The sequence below is a fragment of the Vibrio sp. Y42_MX_L11 genome, assembly GCF_024181785.1.
GTDB classification, from domain to species: domain Bacteria; phylum Pseudomonadota; class Gammaproteobacteria; order Enterobacterales; family Vibrionaceae; genus Vibrio; species Vibrio diabolicus.
The window spans coordinates 196,304-216,617 of the sequence record NZ_JAMZAP010000002.1 but is presented as its reverse complement, the minus strand read 5'-3'; the positions used below and the strand labels follow the sequence as shown (position 1 = coordinate 216,617).

14 protein-coding genes are annotated in these 20,314 nt (G+C 46.4%); 6 read left to right on the top strand and 8 right to left on the bottom strand.

Annotated features, from left to right (window positions below; all coding sequences use genetic code 11):
• Nucleotides 1–266 precede the first annotated feature (266 nt).
• The 4 genes from NL643_RS02790 to csdA all read left to right on the top strand — a co-directional run bounded on the left by NL643_RS02790 (nucleotide 267) and on the right by csdA (nucleotide 3,888).
• A complete protein-coding gene (locus tag NL643_RS02790) occupies nucleotides 267–1,082 on the top strand; it encodes an outer membrane protein OmpK (protein WP_033905541.1) in 816 nt (271 codons plus the stop codon).
• A gap of 108 nt (nucleotides 1,083–1,190) precedes the next feature.
• On the top strand, nucleotides 1,191–2,081 hold the full coding sequence (gene panE / locus NL643_RS02785; protein ID WP_253643870.1) for a 2-dehydropantoate 2-reductase: 891 nt from the start codon (nucleotides 1,191–1,193) through the stop codon (nucleotides 2,079–2,081).
• Nucleotides 2,078–2,677, top strand: coding sequence for a DJ-1 family glyoxalase III (locus tag NL643_RS02780; protein ID WP_006742560.1), 600 nt, complete (start codon nucleotides 2,078–2,080; stop codon nucleotides 2,675–2,677). The genes panE and NL643_RS02780 overlap by 4 nt, the downstream gene beginning before the upstream one ends.
• Nucleotides 2,677–3,888, top strand: a complete 1,212-nt coding sequence (gene csdA, locus NL643_RS02775; protein ID WP_253643869.1) for a cysteine desulfurase CsdA — start codon at nucleotides 2,677–2,679, stop codon at nucleotides 3,886–3,888. Before NL643_RS02780 ends, csdA begins: the two co-directional genes overlap by 1 nt.
• A gap of 33 nt (nucleotides 3,889–3,921) precedes the next feature.
• Here the strand turns inward: csdA and NL643_RS02770 are convergent, their stop codons facing one another.
• The 5 genes from NL643_RS02770 to NL643_RS02750 form a co-directional block, all read right to left on the bottom strand.
• On the bottom strand, nucleotides 3,922–4,842 hold the full coding sequence (locus tag NL643_RS02770; RefSeq protein WP_253643868.1) for a sensor domain-containing diguanylate cyclase: 921 nt from the start codon (nucleotides 4,840–4,842) through the stop codon (nucleotides 3,922–3,924).
• 309 nt (nucleotides 4,843–5,151) lie between these two features.
• Entirely contained in the window at nucleotides 5,152–5,580 is a 429-nt protein-coding gene (csdE, locus tag NL643_RS02765; protein ID WP_053809816.1) for a cysteine desulfurase sulfur acceptor subunit CsdE, read from the bottom strand.
• A gap of 19 nt (nucleotides 5,581–5,599) precedes the next feature.
• On the bottom strand, nucleotides 5,600–6,409 hold the full coding sequence (gene tcdA / locus NL643_RS02760; protein WP_005380241.1) for a tRNA cyclic N6-threonylcarbamoyladenosine(37) synthase TcdA: 810 nt from the start codon (nucleotides 6,407–6,409) through the stop codon (nucleotides 5,600–5,602).
• 99 nt (nucleotides 6,410–6,508) lie between these two features.
• Nucleotides 6,509–7,612: a murein transglycosylase A gene (gene mltA, locus NL643_RS02755; protein ID WP_012841480.1), complete on the bottom strand. Its 1,104-nt coding sequence runs from the start codon at nucleotides 7,610–7,612 to the stop codon at nucleotides 6,509–6,511.
• A gap of 273 nt (nucleotides 7,613–7,885) precedes the next feature.
• On the bottom strand, nucleotides 7,886–8,341 hold the full coding sequence (locus NL643_RS02750) for a DUF2850 domain-containing protein (protein WP_005380234.1): 456 nt from the start codon (nucleotides 8,339–8,341) through the stop codon (nucleotides 7,886–7,888).
• Between the two features lie 162 nt (nucleotides 8,342–8,503).
• On the opposite strand from NL643_RS02750, the gene argA reads away from it, so the two are divergent.
• On the top strand, nucleotides 8,504–9,841 hold the full coding sequence (gene argA / locus NL643_RS02745) for an amino-acid N-acetyltransferase (protein ID WP_012841478.1): 1,338 nt from the start codon (nucleotides 8,504–8,506) through the stop codon (nucleotides 9,839–9,841).
• 400 nt (nucleotides 9,842–10,241) lie between these two features.
• Nucleotides 10,242–10,430 carry a hypothetical protein gene (locus NL643_RS02740; protein ID WP_005380230.1) on the top strand — a complete coding sequence of 63 codons (189 nt, stop codon included), beginning with the start codon at nucleotides 10,242–10,244 and terminating at the stop codon, nucleotides 10,428–10,430.
• 34 nt (nucleotides 10,431–10,464) lie between these two features.
• Here NL643_RS02740 and recD read toward each other — a convergent pair whose 3' ends face one another.
• The 3 genes from recD to recC form a co-directional block, all read right to left on the bottom strand.
• Nucleotides 10,465–12,612 (bottom strand): exodeoxyribonuclease V subunit alpha, encoded by a 2,148-nt coding sequence (recD, locus tag NL643_RS02735; protein ID WP_253643867.1) that lies wholly within the window; start codon nucleotides 12,610–12,612, stop codon nucleotides 10,465–10,467.
• Nucleotides 12,612–16,286, bottom strand: a complete 3,675-nt coding sequence (gene recB, locus NL643_RS02730; RefSeq protein WP_253643919.1) for an exodeoxyribonuclease V subunit beta — start codon at nucleotides 16,284–16,286, stop codon at nucleotides 12,612–12,614. Before recB ends, recD begins: the two co-directional genes overlap by 1 nt.
• 327 nt (nucleotides 16,287–16,613) lie before the next feature.
• Nucleotides 16,614–20,105, bottom strand: coding sequence for an exodeoxyribonuclease V subunit gamma (gene recC / locus NL643_RS02725; RefSeq protein ID WP_253643866.1), 3,492 nt, complete (start codon nucleotides 20,103–20,105; stop codon nucleotides 16,614–16,616).
• Nucleotides 20,106–20,314 lie beyond the last annotated feature (209 nt).

The window sequence follows — 20,314 nt, the reverse complement described above, 5'->3', positions numbered from 1 at the left end:
ACGATTTATGTTGGTTAATCGACTGGCTTAAAAAGTCATAAAATCGCTTACGCAAACGATCCAAATCACATATTTATTGCAATAAAATGCAACAAACAAAAAGTTCCGTAAATAAAGATAATTTCGTGACGCAACTCACCAAAAACGTTCAATTTTGCACCCTTTATCACTTTCATTTGGGATTTTTATCGCTATTATTCCCGCCAATTGGAAAGCGCAGCACAGATTGCGTGTTCTGAATCATTACAAACATAGAGAGTCCCCTTATGCGTAAATCACTTTTAGCTCTTAGCCTTCTAGCGGCTACTTCAGCTCCAGTTATGGCTGCTGACTACTCAGATGGCGATATCCACAAGAACGATTACAAGTGGATGCAGTTCAACATCATGGGCGCAATAAATGAGAAAGGTCCTTACGAATCAACTCACGATTACCTAGAAATGGAATTTGGCGGTCGCTCAGGTATTTTCGACCTTTACGGCTACGTTGACGTATTCAACCTAACTTCCGACAGCAGCAGTGATAAAGCTGATAAAGATGGTAAAATCTTTATGAAGTTCGCCCCTCGTATGTCTCTAGACGCTATTACTGGTAAAGACTTATCTTTCGGTCCAGTACAAGAGCTTTACTTGTCTACTCTTTTTGAATGGGACGGTAACAATGGCGGTGTTAACACTCAGAAAGTAGGTCTTGGTTCTGACGTAATGGTTCCTTGGTTTGGTAAAATGGGTCTAAACCTTTACGGCACTTACGACTCAAACCAAAAAGATTGGAACGGTTTCCAAATCTCGACTAACTGGTTCAAACCATTCTACTTCTTCGAGAACGGTTCATTCATCTCTTACCAAGGTTACATCGATTACCAATTTGGTATGAAAGACGAGTATTCTCAAGTTAGTAATGGCGGTGCTATGTTCAACGGTATCTACTGGCACTCTGACCGCTTCGCGGTAGGTTACGGTCTGAAGCTATACCATGACGTATATGGTTTCGAAGATGGTACTGGTCTACCATGGGATTCTTCGACAAAATCTGAGTCTTCAGGCGTAGGTCACTACGTAGCTGTAACTTACAAGTTCTAATTGAATCACTAAGTTTCATCAAAAATGGCGCCTTTCGGCGCCATTTTTATTTGCTTTCCTTTTTTCCCTCATTATCCTTGCAGCAAACCTTTTTAATGAGAGCGTTTGGTGAATATCCTTATCCTCGGTCCAGGTGCGGTGGGCTCACTCTGGGCAACAAAATTTCAGCTTGCCGGACACAATGTTTCATTGTGGGGAAGAAGTTCAGAGAGACAACAATCACTTCAGTTGGATGACACACCCGCAACCGTATTCAGTAATCAAGATATTTCCTCCGTAAATAAAGCGGATCTCATTTTGATCACGGTAAAAGTTTGGCAAGTGGAAGACGCCATTCAGCCTTTACTGCCTCATATCAACGCTGACACGATTATCATGCTGATGCACAATGGTATGGGTACCGCCTCTGGCGTGGAGAAGGCTCTGCCAAACAATCCTATAGTGCTCGCCACAACGACGCACGGCGCATACAAACCAGATAACCAACACGTACTGCATACCGGTCACGGAACAACGCAAGTGGGTGGTTATAATGACAAGGGAATGCAGTGCGCTTTTCTGCAAGATGTTATGCATCATGCCCTTCCAGAGGCCATTTGGAATCCACACATCCGATCTGCGTTATGGACTAAGTTAGCAATTAACTGCGCGATTAACCCACTGACTGCGATTCACCAGTGTAAGAATGGTGAGCTTGCGCAGCCCGAGTTTAAGATACAACTCGAAAGTATCACTCAAGAACTGGTTGAAGTAATGAGTAAAGAAGGTATTGCTATCGAGTTTCGCTCTCTTTTCGATACGGTAATGCAAGTGGTGAACGCCACAGCTGAGAACTATTCTTCAATGAGACAAGACGTATTCCATCAGCGTCGAACGGAAATTGATTTTATAACCGGATACTTGTTAAAGGCTGCCAAGAAACATCGCATCAATACGCCTGAGAATTTAAAACTTTACCAACGCATCAAACAAATAGAACAAAGCTGGACAGAACAATGAGTAAGAAAATCTTAGTGCCAATCGCTCCGGGCACCGAAGAAATGGAAGCCGTCACCGTTATCGACATGATGGTTCGCGCGGGTTATGACGTTACGGTAGCGAGTGCTGCTTTTGATGGCTCATTGACGATGAAAGCTTCTCGCGGAGTCACACTAACAGCCGATTGTAAGCTGGTCGATATCGCTGATGATGAGTTTGACGCCATAGCGCTTTCTGGTGGTGTTGGTGGTGCAGAAATTTTTCGTGATAGCACGGTGATGATAGAAATCCTTAAGCAGCACATCTACGAGGGAAAGTTGGTCGCTGCTATCTGCGCAGCACCGGCGTTGGTATTGCAACACCATGATCTTTTCCCACAATCACTGATGACCTGTCACCCGAGCTTTCAGTCACATATCCCGGAAGAGAAGTGGCGCAGCAAACGCGTGACCTTTGATATCAACCACAACCTGATCACCAGTCAAGGTCCGGGCACTGCTTTAGAGTTCGCAATGGAAGTAATCATTCAACTCTCAGGTAAAAAACACGCATGGTCAGTTGCTGAACCAATGATCCCTCTGCCTACTCTGCATTACCATAAGCTTGGTGAAGAATAATGTTTGACGTAAATGCTGTACGTGAGCAATTTCCCGCTCTAAATCAATCCGTCAACGATACGCCCTTAGTGTATCTAGATAGCGCAGCGACAACGCAAAAACCGCAATGTGTGATTGATGTCATCAGTCATTACTACAGTGCGCAAAATGCCAATGTTCACCGTGGCAGTCATAGTTTAACGGCTAATGCCACCAGCCAATTTGAAGCGGCACGAGAACGAGTGGCAAACTTTATTGGTGCAAACAGCTCTAAAGAGATCATTTGGACACGGGGCGCAACCGAAGCACTGAACTTAATTGCTCAGACTTACGCCCGCAGCACGTTACAACCGGGTGATGAGATCTTGATTAGCGAGATGGAGCACCACGCTAACATCGTGCCTTGGCAAATCGTGGCAGAGCAAACGGGCGCCAAAGTCATAAAAGTTCCAATGACATCAGATTGCCAGTTCGACATCAGTGCATTTGAGGCGCTTCTGTCTGACCGCTGTAAAATTGTTGCTTGTGCGCAAATCACCAACGTCACGGGCACACGACAACCTATCGAAAAAATCACTGAACTAGCGCACAGCGTTGGCTCGGTTGTTGTGATTGATGGCGCTCAAGGCATCGTCCATGAGCAGCTTGATTTATCGGTATCAGATATCGATTTTTACGTTTTCTCAGGTCACAAGCTTTATGCGCCAGCAGGTATTGGTGTCCTATACGGCAAACTAGAGTTGTTAGAAGCTATGCCACCATGGCACGGCGGCGGTAAAATGGTTGAACGCGTTTCTTTCGAGAAAACGACCTTTTCAGCACTTCCTGGTAAATTTGAAGCGGGCACACCAAACGTTGCGGGCGCGATTGCTCTAGCGAAAGCCATTGAGTGGTACCAAGGTTTTGACCATCACGAAGTAGAGGATCATCTCCATGCGCTTCAGGATAAGGCCTACCAAGCACTAAGCGCGTTGGATGACATTTATATTCTAGGCTACCAACCGAACGCCTCTGTACTGACGTTCGTCATGGACGGCGTTCATCACCAAGACATGGCGACGCTGCTCGATCAACAAGGCATTGCGGTACGAGCAGGACACCACTGCGCTCACCCATTGATGGATGCGCTAAATGTGAAAGGCACGGTACGCGTCTCTTTTGGTATTTATAACACGACGAACGATGTGGAAAGACTCATCGCCGCTGTAGAAAAAGCCGTCGACATGCTATAACGCCAACGGTTTGATTTGGAGTAACCAACAAGGTTACTCCATCTGCCTATCCAGAGTCGCCACGCAATTTCTGCCATTTCTTTTCGCAGCATAAAGCGCTTTATCTGCATGCGCATACAAACGTTTGGTGGTTTCATTTCTGCCTATTTCCACCACGCCTACACTCACCGTGACCGGAATTTCAATCTTTTCAAATTCGAACTGACAATTTTGAATATGGGAACGTACTTCCTCTCCTACCTCTTTCGCCGCCGACAGAGAAGTTTCTGGCAAAATAATCGCAAACTCCTCCCCTCCGACTCTTGCGAAAATTTCGTCTTTGACGAGTAAGTGAGAAACCAAATCAGCTAACGTCTCTAAGACATAATCCCCCGCATCATGACCACGTTTATCATTGATGACTTTAAAAAAATCCAAATCAAATAATAACAACGCGGAGTGATAATCCGGAGCTTGGGATTTAATAACTTCTTCTGTGAGCTTTTCGAAAAAAACACGTCGATTGTAGATGTTGGTAAGAGCATCAATTTGGCTTTGATGGCGAAGAAGGGTTTCAACTCGGTGGCGATTGGAGATGTTGCGTGTAAGAATAAGGACAACGCGACGACCTCGGTATTTTATAGCGAGTGGGCAGATCTTGCCTTCGTAGTATAGGTCGCCTCTTGGCCCACTGTTAGCATCTATTCCCTGAATGCTGTCGGCGCACATCTTGTACTCGATCGTCACAATACTGTCTTGTTTCAGTGACCGATTTATCTGTTCGATAAACCAGTCAGCTTTATCTTTCTCAAGTACGCTGTGCAGCGTCTCACCTATCAAACTACTTCCATCGTGATAGGCTTTTTTATCTGTTCCTCCAAAAACATCAATATAGATACCATCTTCACTCAGAATAAAAGTGGGGTCTGGCATTCCGGATAACACGTCTTGCGCATGTTCCAAGGTGAATTGCATATAGGGAGGTTCCTAGCATTTGTATCTAAGTAACCCAATCGCTTCCAAGTGTGTTTCCACATTGGGGAATAGGAGTGAATGGGGCATATGTCTATTATCTAATATAGACAAATTTTAAATACAATTGAGTTTATAAAAACCAAGTGGGCAATATAATGAACCAGGATCAATAGAATGGTTAATTAACGCTAAAATAGTCGACCATTTGCATACTTTTTATCCACATACAAAAAATATCTCAACTCAGATACAAAAAACGCCAAACAGCTAGGCTATTCGGCGTTTTTTAAGAATTGGGAAAATGACTCGTTACACGGCGGTTTGCTTAATCTGCTCTACAATAGCTTTCAAACCATTACCACGCGACGGGCTTAAATGGGAGACAAGCCCCAGTTGATCAAAATAAGCATCAATATCAAATGCTTGAATTTGATCGGCCGTTTTACCGTCATAAGCTGCCATTACCAAGGCAATCAACCCACGGACGATACGCGCATCGGAGTCCGCACAAAAATGCCAAACGCCATCTTGCTCTTGGCTCACTAACCACACCAAGCTTTCACAACCCGAAACGGTAACTTGTTCTGATTTCAGCTCTTCTGGCATTTGTGGCAGCTTTTTACCCCACTGAATAACCTGACGGTAACGATCTTCCCAGCCTTTAAATTGCTGCATAGTCGCTACAATGTCTTCGCTGGTGATATCTGTACCAAATGGAGAAACGGGAAAATCTGTCATGATGCGCTCTTCTTCTAGTTTACTTCTTATATTTTGAAATCAACTTCTCAACGATTCGCGATACCGCGACAAAGCCAAACGTTGCAGTTACAACAGTCGCCGCACCAAAACCGCTAGCACAATCCATACGTTTTGGGCCTTCCGCTGTCGACTTCACACCACACACAGAACCGTCTGCTTGAGGATACTTCAGCTGCTCGGTTGAAAACACGCAATCAATACCAAACTTACGAGCCGGATTCTTAGGGAAGTTATGATGACGACGCAAGGTGTCTTTGATTTTCTTCGCTAGAGGATCTTGGATCGTTTTCGTTAAGTCAGCGACCATGATCTGCGTTGGGTCAACCTGACCACCAGCGCCCCCCGTAGTGATCACTTTGATCTTGTTGCTGCGGCAATACGCCAACAAAGACGCCTTCGCTTTTACGCTGTCAATCGCATCTAGCACGTAATCAAACTCTTTGCTTAAGTACTCATGTTGATTGTCTGGCGTGATGAAATCATCAATCAGGTTGACTTTACACTCTGGGTTGATCAATTTGACACGCTCGGCCATCACTTCAATTTTGCTTTGGCCAACGGTGCCCGTCATCGCATGAATTTGGCGGTTAATGTTCGTGACACAAACATCGTCCATATCAATCAGAGTTAGCTCACCGATCCCTGTACGAGCCAGCGCTTCCACCGCCCATGAACCTACGCCACCAATACCAATCACACAAACGTGTGCAGCGCGAAGAATGTCCACTTCGCTGTTGCCATAAAGACGACGAGTGCCGCCAAAGCGTTGATTGTAGCTGTCAGATGCTGGGGTATCGAGTTCACGCATATTGAAGTCCAGATGATCGATAGAAAAACAAAGAGTGCGATTTATACGCACTCTTTGATGAAATGTCTAGATAAGAGAGTGTTCCTCTCTCTTGGACGACTATTGTAGCTTTTCTGGCGGTAAAGCCCAAGGCGCTTGAGTTGGTGAGTTTTCTAACCCAAGTTTCCACACTCGACCAAAATGCTTGTAGTGCCCTGCTTCCGTTCCTGCTCTCGCACCAATGCCATGATACAGATCCAAATGGTTCTGTTTTACCGCACCACCAGTGTCTAAAACGATCAGCATTCGCAGTTGATGCGCACCACTCCACGTACCATCGGCATTCAGCAGTGGCACTTCCGCCAAGATTGGCGTACCCATTGGTAAGATAGAACGGTCACCCGCGACGGCGGCCATTGGCAACAACGGAATACCAGCCGAGCCTGTTACTGGCGCTTCTGCTTTTGGCGCAAAGAAAACGTAAGAAGGGTTTTGCTCCAACAACTCGCGCACTGTCGCATCGTCGTTGTCCATCACCCACTCTTTGATTGCTTTGAGGGACATTTTTTCACGCGGGACTTCACCACGTTCAATCAAAATGCGGCCAATGCTGACGTAAGCTTTATTGTTTTTACCCGCGTACGCAAAGTACTCCAACGTATCATCATCTTCAAAATGCACGTAGCCACTGCCTTGCACTTCCATCATAAATGGGTCGATACGATTAGGCGCGTAACCTAGCACCAAACCTTGTCCATCTAGTGCTCCATTGTAGATCTCCGCGCGAGTCGGACAATCTGATGAGCAGTTTGGCTTGCCATAAACTGGGTACTTAAAAATGTCGTTTGGTGTATGACGCAGTTCCATCACGGGAGAAAAGTATCCGGTAAACAGCACATTACCTTTTTTATCACCACCACCCAATTGCGCGGCTTGAATGCCAAACGCACTCAACGCACTGGTATCTCCGCTCTGTTGCGCCCACTCACTTAATCGTTGATATAGCGGTTGGTACATCTTCGCCATGGATGGTGACTTTATCACCACTTGCTCAGCTTGCTTGTTAAATTCAGTAAAATCGCGTGGTTTGTTAGACTCAACCACATCCACTTGATTGAGGATCTGAGGAAACTCACCATCAAGATATTGCTGAGCGCGATCATTTTGTTGAGCACAGCCAAAGAGTAGGCTCAAAGAGATAATAGGAAGGAGTTTTTTTAACACGTGTCTTTTCCGTAAAAGAGAATAGCAAAAGGATGGCAAACAAATGCATACGGTGCAATTGAAAAGCAACGACAAAATGTTTCAACGCTAAGCCAATCCGTTTACTCGTTGTGAATTCATTCAGTTAATGCAACATGATAGCAGCGGAAGAATTACGGAATTGTCCGGATTATGTTTGAAAGTAAGATTTACTGATTGAGAGATGAAGTTGTGATCATCCATGTGACTCACAGACGCAAGAGATCTCTGCTTAAAAGACAATGATAAAAACGACTATCTTACCGCAATCCTTGCACGCCCCTCTAAACGGAATACAGGTAGATAATGTGCATTGGCATCCAGCTTCATTTCTGCATGCTGCTTACCCACAAAATTGAAGTGCCGCTCATTTGAACCCACTCGATACGAAAACGAATCCCCATCGAATTCAAAACTGGTCGCCACTGTAGAACCATTTACAGTAACACCGCGCTCACTCAACACAAATTCTTCACGAGCATAAGGCGCAACATCTTGCTCAACCCAGCGGCCATAAATAGTCGATTTAGGAATAGGCGGATTAATGGTTCGAGTAATCAAATCACTATACAGCATGCACACGACAACGGTTCCAACTATCGCTATAAGCATAAGAGAACGCTCTAGCCACTTACGAAGCATTGATTTAGATGACGTTTTTGACAGGTTTGAAGCAGTGATCGCAGCATTCTTATTAACAGCAGAAGACATGAGGTTCACGTATTGAGAAAAGACGCGCTCATTGTAACTCTCCCCTTCAACGGGACCAAGAACCTACCTTAATATGTTTGTGCTTTATTCCAAAATTTCACCTTGCCACCAAGTGAATAAAAAGGCATTATTTTGACATAATTAAACAAATGGATGGCTGTAGTGAAAATTCGTAGTACTGCTCTCGTAAAAGGATTCCGTCAATCAACACCTTATGTCAATGCTCACCGCGGAAAAACCATGGTGATCATGCTGGGCGGAGAAGCCGTCGCACACAAAAATTTTGGCAATATTATTAATGATATCGCACTCATGCACAGCCTCGGAATCAAAGTCGTGGTGGTGTATGGTGCACGTCCTCAAATTAATCAGCTGCTAGAAAAACAAGACCTCACTACGCCTTACCACAAAAATATCCGCATTACGGATGAATCGGCTTTATCTGTTGTTATGCAAGCTGCCGGACAACTTCAACTTGCGATTACTGCGCGCCTATCAATGAGCCTCAACAACACTCCGATGGCAGGCACCCAGCTCAATGTCGTTAGCGGAAACTACATCATTGCTCAGCCACTCGGCGTTGATGATGGTGTGGACTATTGCCATAGTGGACGCATTCGCCGCATTGACACCGACGCGATTAATCGCACGCTAGACCAAGGCTCTATTGTGCTACTTGGCCCCATTGCGAGCTCCGTGACTGGCGAGTGCTTCAATTTATTATCGGAAGAAGTCGCCACCCAACTAGCGATAAAGCTGGGTGCGGATAAGCTGATTGGTTTCTGTTCAGAACAAGGTGTCATTGATGACAACGGTAATGCTGTCGCCGAGTTGCTGCCAATTGAGGCGGAGCATGTCATCAAAACGCTTTCTGAAAATACGTCTCCTGACCTAGATTACAACACTGGGACACTGCGCTTTCTTAAAGGTTCTATTGCCGCTTGCCGTGCCGGAGTACCTCGTAGCCACTTGATCAGTTATAAAGTAGATGGAGCCCTAATTCAGGAGTTGTTCTCTTTCGACGGTATCGGAACCCAAGTCGTTATGGCGAGCGCTGAACAAGTGAGGCAAGCCAATATTGACGATATTGGCGGTATCTTAGACCTCATTCGTCCTCTAGAAGAACAAGGCGTACTCGTTCGTCGCTCTCGAGAGCAGCTAGAGCAAGAGATTGGAAAATTTACCATCATCGAGAAAGACGGCTTGATTATTGGCTGTGCTGCCCTTTATCCATACCCAGAAGAGCGCAAAGCTGAGATGGCTTGCGTAGCGATTCACCCTGACTATCGTGATGGGAACCGAGGTTTGTTACTGCTCAACTACATGAAACACCGTTCTAAATCCGAAACCATTGATCAAATCTTTGTCCTCACGACACACAGTTTGCATTGGTTCAGAGAGCAAGGTTTTTACGAAGTCAGTGTCGACTATTTGCCCGGAGCCAAACAAGGGCTATATAACTTCCAACGTAAGTCAAAAATCTTAGCGCTAGATTTGTAGCTTAACCTTAAATCAGGAAGAGAAATTTAAGGTTCCGCTATACCAACACCTCAAGGTGCGGGATTCAGCTCATTGACGCTCAATCCCGGACATCAAGTTTGTTTTGGAGTAAGGCCTCACATAAATCCTGCTTCGAGCTAGCGAGTCATCATATAAACACCAACTTAGAAATACGCAAACCATTGCTTGATTTTCGTTCCAATTTTATCTTTTAAATATACATTTGGTTGGCTATACTCTGCTCGCTAGTGATTGGTTTTTAACCAATACGAATGGATCTAGGTGATGTAATGTAGCCTTCACCCTAAAATACTGGGCAATTGAAAAACTAGTTAGCTCCGTATTGCACACCAAGGACAGTTGTTAATCTGACTTTAAATAAGCCGAGACGAGCACTGTTATGAGAACAATCATTTGTAATTCGCTTCAAAGCTTCTGGGATATGGCTGACAATCAGTTTTTAGAAGGCCTAGACGTCCACTGTGTTTTCCCCGTCAATGATGCTATCCGAGATTTTATTCTTGCTTATCAACAGCAATACAAAATACGCAGCGTGTCTTTTACCAACGCGTTCGCAAAACATGCATAAAAGAAGACCGAGCCATAAGCTCGGTCTTCTTGTTTTAGTTAGTAAGCCGCTGTACTAATCCACTCGCACGAGTGGTTTTCACCTTAATGCCTCGCTTCAGAACATTAAGTTCGGCGTAAAGAGCTAAACGCTTTTTCGCGCGGGTAATGCCTGTGTAAATCAACTCACGGGTTAATATCGGGCTAAAGTCTGGTGGCAAAATCATCAGGGTGTAATCAAATTCACTGCCTTGCGATTTATGGATGGTCATAGCGTAAGCCGTTTCATGTTCAGGTACTCGGCTTGGCAAGACCGATTTCACACTGCCGTCAGGTAACTCGAAAAAGACTTTCAAACGCGGTTCTTCTTCTGTGTCATCTCGCATGCAAATACCAATATCACCGTTATACAAACCTAAACCGTGATCATTACGCGTAACCATGACGGGTCTGCCGTGATACCAAATTTCATCCTGAACTTGAATGAACTTGCGCGCCGCGAGCGCTTTCTCGATGCGTTGGTTTAGCCCAGCCACACCGAAGTCACCCTCACGGATCGCGCACAGCAATCGGCATTGGTTGAAGGTATCTAACACCGCTTTGGCTTTGTGCGTTAGCGACTCTGGCTCTCCGGTTTTAGGATCAGTTTCCTGTTGTCCAATGCGTTTGAGATAACGACCGTATTCCTGTACCAACGTCTGCATCATTTGGTTGTAATGTTGACTACTTAGTGCGAAATGTTCGATATCGGAAAAGTCACGCGCCCAGACGTTATCTACGCTCGCAGCAGAACCGGAGTTAACCGCTTTTGCCAACTGACCAATGCCTGAGCGAGCGTCAAATCGGTAACTCTTTTGCAGCATACATAAACTATCGGCAATGCTAGATGCACTGTTACCCGTATGGGCTAAAGTATCGAAACCCGTCAGTTTTGCAATGGCTGACGCCTGCTCTTTGCCATAACCCAATGCATGGAACGAACAGATATCACCCAACACTGCCCCTGCTTCAACTGAAGCAAGTTGATCTTTATCACCTAGCAAAATCAGCCGCGCATGTTTCGGTAAGGCATCAACCACTTTGTACATCATTGGTAAATCGACCATCGACGCTTCGTCGATAACTAAAATATCCAAATGCAGTGGATTTTGCTTGTTGTGACGAAATTCTGCGCTATCAGGAATCGCGCCCAGCAACCGATGCAAGGTGCTCGATTCAGTCGGAATTTTGGCTTTTAGCTCCGGAGAAACTGGCAGCTCTTGCACCGCTTTACCAATGGACTCGGTTAATCGCGCCGCCGCTTTCCCCGTCGGGGCCACCAGCTTAATGGTCAGATTTTTCTCGTGCGTTGCCTGTTCAATCAAAGCAGCAAGTAATTTGGTTACTGTCGTCGTTTTACCCGTACCTGGGCCACCAGAAATCACAGCAAATCGACGGGTTAACGCAACTGCCGCCGCGACTTTTTGCCAGTTCACGCAAGCCGAGAGTGGTACGAGTTCATCCAGTGTTTGCAAATCTTGAACCTTGCGCGCATTGCTAAGCACGGAATCAATGGCGTGCCAATCCAACGATTCGCTTGCGACCACATCAAGGTGGTCACACACCAATTGTTGACGCAACACTTGGTTGCTGCTTCCCGCTTCTACTGCTTTGCCCAACGCGTTAAACAGAAAATGGTATTGGCGTGCAAACAAATGGTTGAGCAAGTCCGATAATCGCGCTAACTCTTGCGACTGCAAGTTCACTACAGCGCCCAACTGATTGAGCTTTTCCGCCAGTGTCACTTCATAATGCCAATAGCGGTGCAGATACAGACGCTCACCATCGAACATCAGCGGCAAGGCTTCTCCTTGCGCGCCAACCACGCTGGAATTTTGTAATACTTCAATCCAGTCTATGCCTTGCAACTGTGTGTTGAGCGCCAATGCCGACTCACCAAACAGCCCTAGATTACTGGCTAAATCCGTAGATTGCCCTTGTGCATCGAACAGAGACAGACAGATATGTCCTTTGCCAAGCTCACTACTGACAACACCAGCGATAAACGCCAGTGCTTGACTATCCGACTGTTCATCATGCGTTTGAGAATCAATAAAACAGGCAAATTGATAGTCGAGCTGACGAATAGCACCTTTGTGCGCCAAGCGTTCTAGCACTACCAATAGGCTATCTTGGTCAGAATGAAGATTGTGATTTGTCGTCATTAAAGTAGCTCCATCTGCCCGGCTTGAGTTGAGCGCGTTTCAAGTGCTTGACCATCAATCAAACGATCCATCTCTTGTAAGAACTCGAAAGTTGGTTTCGCGGCAAAAATGCCGTGGTCACTCTGCCCATCCATGCCGCGCAAGAACAAGTAATACACGCCACCGAAGTGCTGCTCATATTGATAATTCGCCAATCGGCTGTGTAGGAAACGATGCAGTGCTAACGCATAAATCTGGTACTGCAGATCGTAGCGGTGATCCGCCATGGCCGATTGCAGAGCCTCACCATGGTAGTGCGTCACATCGTCGCCAAGATGATTCGATTTCCAGTCAAGCACGTAGTATTTACCTTGATGTTCAAACACCAAGTCGATAAAACCTTTGAGCATGCCTTGCACGGTTTGGAAACCTAAATCCCCCGCTTTCGCCGACAACGGATCGTGACGTTGAATGACTCGGTTTAACGCCGGCGCAGACAACACTTCAATCGGCAACAAAAATTCCATCTCCACCAAACGTTGCGACGGTGCTTTTTGATTCAGCAGCAAAGACTTACCATCCAACGGCGTTGCGAGTACGGTATCAATCAATTGTTGTAAAATGGGCAACCACTCTTCATCGAGCTGTTCGCTTTCCATCAAACCAAGGATGATTTGTGTATTCTCTTCCGTCGTGGCTGGCTGAGTAAATTCAATTTCCTCAAACAGGCTGTGCAGGAACGTACCCGGACGCGCACCGCGAGGGAAGGTAAAAATAGAACGCTCTGGCTCCACCAAATCCGCTTCGTCTTGCTCTTCAGATGAGTCGATATCAAAACCCGTAATCTCAATCGTGGCATCATGCTCGGCGTGATGAGAGCCTTGCTTGACCAAGCCAGAATAACTGGTGATGCGCCAGTTTCTGTCGATAGGGTTTTGCAGCTCTTTCGCGCTAAGATCGTGTATTTCTTCTTGTGGCGCTACGTACTTGTCTTCGAGTTGCTGCGGCGGATCGGCCACAACGACACAATCAAGCTCGTCTTGTTGCTGTGTTAAACCTTGGTGCAAATCGTTAATGCCACCTTCTTGACCATTCTGAATCAAATAGCCAATCGCACTGCGGTGTACGCCAGTTGGCTCTTTGGTCGAACGACCATTGCGCAAAGGCGAGGCTCCAATAAAACACGCATACACAGCACGCGTTAGTGCCACGTATATCAAGCGTAAGTCTTCCGCCAAACGCTCTTTATCCGCTTGCTTCATGGACGCATCGTTGCCAGTGATATCCAGTACCGTGCGGTCATTGGCTGCATCGTAATATTTGGCTTCGCTGGCTTCTCGATAGCTGAACACAAACGGCAGAAATACGAGGTCATACTCCAAGCCTTTTGATTTGTGAATAGTTACGATCTGCACTAAGTTACGTTCCGATTCTAAACGTTGGATTTGGTCATCACTGCCACCCAAACCGTTTTCCGCATCACTGATAGACTGAGCGAGCCAACGCAGCAGACCGTGGTCGCTATCCAGTTCATTACTGGCTTGTTGAAGCAGTTCACCGATGTGCATTAAATCGGTAAGTACTCGCTCACCATTCTCACCTTGTGAACTCGCACCTTCTTCTAGTAATCGCTCGGCAATATGGCGTTTACTGATCACCGCGCGCAACATCGGCAGCACACCACGTTGAAGCCAAAGTTTGCGATATTCTTTGAATTCGTTTACGGCGTTTTCCCACACAATTTCATCGTTATTAAGTGCATCCAAACTTGCTGCGTCGAGGGCAAATAGCTCAGAGGCAAGACTTGCACGCAGCGCACGGTCATTTTCTGGAGTCAGCACCGCTTGCAGCAAACGCTGTAAATCCTGCGCCACCGAACTGGTAAACACACTGTCTCGGTTAGACAGGTACACGCTGGCAATGCCTTGATCAGCCAACGCTTGTTTGATCATTCGACCTTCACTACCTGTTCGAACCAACACCGCGATATCGCCCGCTTGAACCGCTTTCTGTTTTTCGCCATTCACCAGACACGCTTGCCCCTGTTGAGCCTGCGTCAAAATAGTTTGGATTTGGCTTGCGGTCGCCTCTGCCATTCGAGTCAAATACTCGCCTTTGGGTAGCGGTTTATCGTCCGCTTCTTGCAACCAATAGGTCAGCGCGGGTTGCTTTTGGCCACCCATAGTCCAAATGCGTTTTTCGGCATTGGGACTGTACTTAACGGGTAAGAACGGAATATCCGAATCATAGATAAATGGACTGTCTGGCAAAGCAAATACTTGGTTTACCGCCTGCACCATATCTGCGCTAGAACGCCAGTTGGTTCCTAACGTGTAGTGGGCACTTACTTGGTTACGTGCTTTGATATAAGTGAAAATGTCTGCGCCACGAAAGCCATAAATCGCCTGCTTGGGGTCACCGATCATAAACAAACCACATTCCGGGTTGTTCAGATAAATACGGCTGAAAATACTGTATTGAAGCGGATCGGTATCTTGGAACTCGTCAATCATTGCGACAGGGTACAAAGTACGAATACGCGCCGCTAAAAGCTCGCTTTCGTCCGTATCGATAGAAGCAGAAAGTTGTGTCAGCAAATCATCGAAAGAGAGCCACTGTTTTTGATTTTTCGCGTTGGCCAGCATCACACGACAATGCTCAATCGCATGCGCAAGCAGTGGCGCTTTTAAGCTGATTGGATTGGCAAGAAATGTTTCAATGGCTTCAAATACCGCATGCTGCGGCGCACTGCCTTTCGGTGTTTTTTCCAACAAGACGTTTTGCGCGAATTTCTCCAGCTTGTCTGGATAATCGTAACCTGTAGTTTCCGTTGCCGCCCAAGCGTTTACCGCCTCCAACCACGTCGGCAGAGACTTTTTGGTGTAGCTGCGTTTGTTAATATCTGAATCTGAAATCAGCGTTAAGAAGTCATCTTGGCTTTCTCGCCACTGTGCTTTTAATTCATCAATTTTTTTCAAATTTTCAGTATGAAGATCAGCCAAACTACCTTTCATTGCAGGAACAGAAAGGCTTAACGGCGCACCGGTTAAGTAATTGCTGATGTCAGACAACAACGCAGATGGAGAGCTCCATAGCTGGCGAATTTCTCCAGCCAAGGTAAATGGCAACGGGTAAAAGTTGCGGCGCCAGTAATCGGCTACAACTTGCGATTTTAGGTGACTTTCATCGGTCACAAACTCGTTATTAAATCGGCTGCCAGATTCAAACGCATTTTGCGTTAGCATACGTTGGCAAAAACCGTGAATGGTGTAGACCGCCGCCTCGTCCATCTGACGCTCTGCCTGCAATAAAATTTCTGCGGCTTGCTTGTGATCGTCAAACTCATTAAGCAAAGGTTGGATCACCGGATCGGAACTCTGTCCACGCGCAAACGCGATTCGTGCGTCATGGATCCTTGCCCTGATACGATCGCGCAATTCCGCAGTTGCCGCTTCGGTAAAGGTTACAACCAGAATTTGGTCGACCGTAAGCGGTACGCGATGTCGAGTTTCCGCGCTGCCATGACCAAGCAAAAGACGCAGATATAAACCTGCAATAGTGAAGGTTTTACCTGTACCTGCTGATGCCTCGATTAACCTCGCACCGTGCAGAGGAAACGTCATCGGTTCTAGTGGCGTTGGTTGAGGCTGCTCTGTGCGGTCTAACGTATGTAGAGGGCACTCTGCACCTGACATTTGCTCCATAACGCTGAATCTCTCCGGATTATTTACTAGGACGTATCACCTAATAAATGTGATCTATAGTTAAAAATTCTATTAATATGTTTAACAAGTTGGATAATTTAGAGCTTTGTGAGATCTTTCTCACGGTTATCCATAAGACGTACCGTTAGTATGCGCCCCACGAGATAAGCCAAACCTTTTTGGCGGCACAACTCAAATGAATTAAACAAAAGTATCATGGTCCCTCTGACCTTGTGGCCGTACAGCGAACGCCCTACAAAAAATAATGATTTTCTGGCGGCCACTCTACTCTTCCTTCTCTTTATCCAACTGTCTTTATTACGCTTTTACGTCATCAGCGTCTTGAACCGCTAAGCGCGCACCTTGCAAAACTAATGCTGTCAGCAAACGAACTTCTGAGGCCAACTCATCATTCCAAGCAGGCCAAATTCGAGAGATGTACGCATTATTGCCTTCGCCCGGGCTCATGAAGCCATCATTGAATGCGTCAGCCATTTTCTTCAAAGATTTCTCTTCGTCATCGACCCACTGACCACGGCTAAAGCCCGCTTCAACACAAGCCAACGCCGTTTTCGGGAAGTAAGGCAAAGGCTTAGTCATGCCTTCGAAGAACAAGCGAACTAATTCAGTCAGTAGCTGTTTGGCATACTGCGCATCGGCAATGTCTGGGTAGATCAAATGCAGCGCGCCTTCTTTACGATCGTAGCCAATCAGATGAGTTTTCTTGGCATAACCCGACGCCGACATGGCAAGGTGATCGATCCACGCTGCAAGGTAATCTTGCGCTCGAATCTTACCGCTTCGGTAGCGAATCAAACCGGATTGGTAGCATTGAGTCAGCCAACCAGTCAGGCGAACGTTTTTCTCTTCGCCTTCATTTCGCTCAAACAAGGAATCAAACGTCAGGTCGATTTCCAAATCGTCTTGAGGCGCACCAGATAAAAACGCCAGTTTATCCACCAGCTCTTCCGCCTGAACTCGGTTGGTTTCAAATTCGATATCACCAAACGCCCCCACCGGCAGTTTGCCTTGCGCGCGCTGTTGACTCATAAAGTGTTTAAGCACCTCTGTTTTTTTCTCTGGCTGCATCAATGTCGTTTCAAGCAAGGTTTCTAACAGCTCATCACGCATTTGATAGCTTTCCAAACCACCTAAAACAAAGGGTTCGTCGTCTTCCATCACCGGCAGTGGCGGTTCAAAGGTTACTTTTAAACGACGATTGAAAAAATACTGCACCGGTAAGCGCCAGAAACGTTGCAACTCGACTAAGTCGAGCTCAAGTGGGAACGTCGCTCCTAACAGATAGTCGTCTAATGCCCGATTAAAATCACGACGAACATAGCCTTGCGATTGACTACTTTGAGTCAATGCCGCTGGAATCCACTCTTTCGCGTAGCTGGCGTGCATGCCTTGGAACGCACTTGGGCTAAACGGCACCATGGCGTGGGTATTCACCAACGCATTTAATAAGTTGTCGCCAGACTCATCAACGGGCAACGCTTCATCACCACTTAAACAATAGTTTTGGTGACAGTATTCCATCAGCTCAGAAACCAGAACCGAAGGCACTCGCTCGGTGTTGTCTTGGATTGAACGGCCAACATAACTGATGTAGAGCGTTTGCTGTGCAGACAACATCGCTTCGAGGAATAGGTAACGGTCATCATCTCGGCGCGAACGATCGCCCGGTTTGGTTCTTCCCGTCATCAAGTCAAAACCTTCCGGCGGCATGGAACGCGGGTACACGCCGTCATTCATCCCCAGTAGACAAACGGTTCTAAACGGAATAGAGCGCATCGGCATCAGAGTACAAAAGTTCACTTGACCAGCCAGGAAGCGCTGGCTGACTCGTGTGCCAGATAATTTGTCTTGAAGGTATTGGCTGATGATCGACGGCGATAACGCATCATCAAATGCGGCATCAGCTAATTGCTCTTTGAGTTGGCTGAGCGTATCGCGAATGGATTTGAGCGCCATTTCGCCTTCTAACTCAACTGAGAAGAAATCATCCAGCAGTGAAACCAAAGTCTCTCGCCAACCATCAATAGTCTGAACATAAGAAAGTTTGCTGCGATAAGTGCTAATTTGTTGGATAAAGTGTGCCAACTTACCCGCAAGCTCTGCACCCATGCCTTGCACTTCGTTGTACGGAGACAAACTGCCTTGCTCGGTTTCAAACAAACCTGCGGATTCTGGCATCGCGTAGCCGAGCAACATGCGTTGAATACCAAATTGCCATGTGTTTTGACGGGTTTCCGGCAGTTCAAATTCGCGTCCGGTATTGGCATCCAACCCCCAGCGAATTCCCGATTCCTCAACCCATTGTTTGGCTTGTAAGAAATCATCTTCGCTGAGTTCAAAACGCTTTAATATCGCCGGATTTTCCAGAAGTTCGAGTAGTTCTGATGCCAAACAGCGCGTATTGGGTAAGTTCACCAACTGCATAAATGCGGCCAGAATTGGGCTCTCTTGATCGGCGGTTCGGTCAGAAATCGAATATGGAATAAAACGCTCACCCGGTGCGTTACCAAAAACCGCCTGAATCGCAGGGCTGTAAGCGTTGATGTCCGCGACCATCACGATAATATCGCGCGGTTTTAACGTTGGGTCAGCATCGAACATCGCCAATAGTTGATCATGCAGCACTTCCACTTCACGCATAGGGCTGTGACAAGCGTGTAGGCTCAGTGATTTATCACCCAAGCTAACCACTTGTTTGTGATGACTTTTTTCAATCTGTTGGTCATCTTGATGTTCTTCAAGATTGAGAATATCCGCTTGCAATTGATGGAGCAGACTGTCGCGCTCAACATCAACAAACGCTTCAATTTCATGAGATTCCAGCTGAGACAAGAGGTACATATTGTCGCGTCCGAGTTTACCCATGGACGCCAACAGACTGTTTCCGACCACATCGGTGTGCAGCTCATCGATCACATTATCTTCCAGTGAACCTTTCAGTTGCTCAGTTTCACCTTGCGCTTCCGAGTGATCGTCCTGCCACACAACGTGCTGACGATGTTTCGCCGCCAAACGAGCCAGATACTTGCGATCTCGAACTTCACCCCAGTAATAGCGACACGGGTTGGTGAACATCAGATGCACGTCGATATGCTCACCAATTGCTTTTAGCGCATCCATATAGCGAGGCGGTAACGAGGAGATACCAAAAACAAACAAACGCTTAGGTAAATGGTCAAAATTGCCGTTAAAACTCGCTAACGTGTCGATAAAATGCTCATAAAGGTTGGCGCGGTGATATGGAGACTGCCCTAACGACACAGTGTGATCATACAACGCTTGCCATAAGATCGGCTGCCACGGATGCTCATCTTCCAGCTCTGGCACACTCAGCCCAGCTTCCCAACTTGCGATCCATTCCGGACGATACACCAAGTAACCATCGAAAATATCGGCAATTTTCTCAGCCAGCTGATACAGCTTAGAGTGGTCACTGTCATCTTTGAGGTACTGCGCTAACGGCGAAAACACCTCTTGGTCGAGAAGCCCCGGTAGCAGATGCATCAGCTTCCACGTCATCGCTTCTTTGTTAAACGCACTGCGCTTGGGCACGTCTGGCAACACCTGCGTAAACATTTCCCAAATGAAGGTAGCGGGGAGCGGAAAATCAATGTTCGCGGCAACACCAAACTCTTTGGCCAATTCCATTTTTAGCCACTGGGACATGCCCGGACTTTGAACCAGAATTTGTTCTTTTTCGAACGGGTTTTCCAGTGGACTGATTCGAATCAGTTCGACAAGGAGTGATTTGAGAACGTCAACTTGGTTGGAATGATAAACAGTAAACAAATTGGGAATACCGAGCGCCGATTGAAACTGTTAGCTAGCTTAGCACAGCCCCATTTAAACCCGCAGTGATCTCGCGTTCGGAACAAACAAAAGGTTATATGTCACTCAAATAGAGTATGAATCTTCTGAATTTTCACATGTCAATCAAGTCTGACACTTCCATACAAAATGTGACATTCGTCGCAACCATTCCATAATAAAAAACACTG

Excerpts from the sequence above, each read along its gene's own strand:
- NL643_RS02750 (WP_005380234.1), bottom strand. The coding sequence starts at position 8,341 with ATGTCTTCTGCTGTTAATAAGAATGCTGCGATCACTGCTTCAAACCTG.
- NL643_RS02780 (WP_006742560.1), top strand. The coding sequence starts at position 2,078 with ATGAGTAAGAAAATCTTAGTGCCAATCGCTCCGGGCACCGAAGAAATG.
- NL643_RS02770 (WP_253643868.1), bottom strand. The coding sequence starts at position 4,842 with ATGCAATTCACCTTGGAACATGCGCAAGACGTGTTATCCGGAATGCCA.
- csdE (WP_053809816.1), bottom strand. The coding sequence starts at position 5,580 with ATGACAGATTTTCCCGTTTCTCCATTTGGTACAGATATCACCAGCGAA.
- tcdA (WP_005380241.1), bottom strand. The coding sequence starts at position 6,409 with ATGCGTGAACTCGATACCCCAGCATCTGACAGCTACAATCAACGCTTT.
- NL643_RS02790 (WP_033905541.1), top strand. The coding sequence starts at position 267 with ATGCGTAAATCACTTTTAGCTCTTAGCCTTCTAGCGGCTACTTCAGCT.
- recD (WP_253643867.1), bottom strand. The coding sequence starts at position 12,612 with ATGACGACAAATCACAATCTTCATTCTGACCAAGATAGCCTATTGGTA.
- NL643_RS02740 (WP_005380230.1), top strand. The coding sequence starts at position 10,242 with ATGAGAACAATCATTTGTAATTCGCTTCAAAGCTTCTGGGATATGGCT.
- csdA (WP_253643869.1), top strand. The coding sequence starts at position 2,677 with ATGTTTGACGTAAATGCTGTACGTGAGCAATTTCCCGCTCTAAATCAA.
- recB (WP_253643919.1), bottom strand. The coding sequence starts at position 16,286 with ATGTCAGGTGCAGAGTGCCCTCTACATACGTTAGACCGCACAGAGCAG.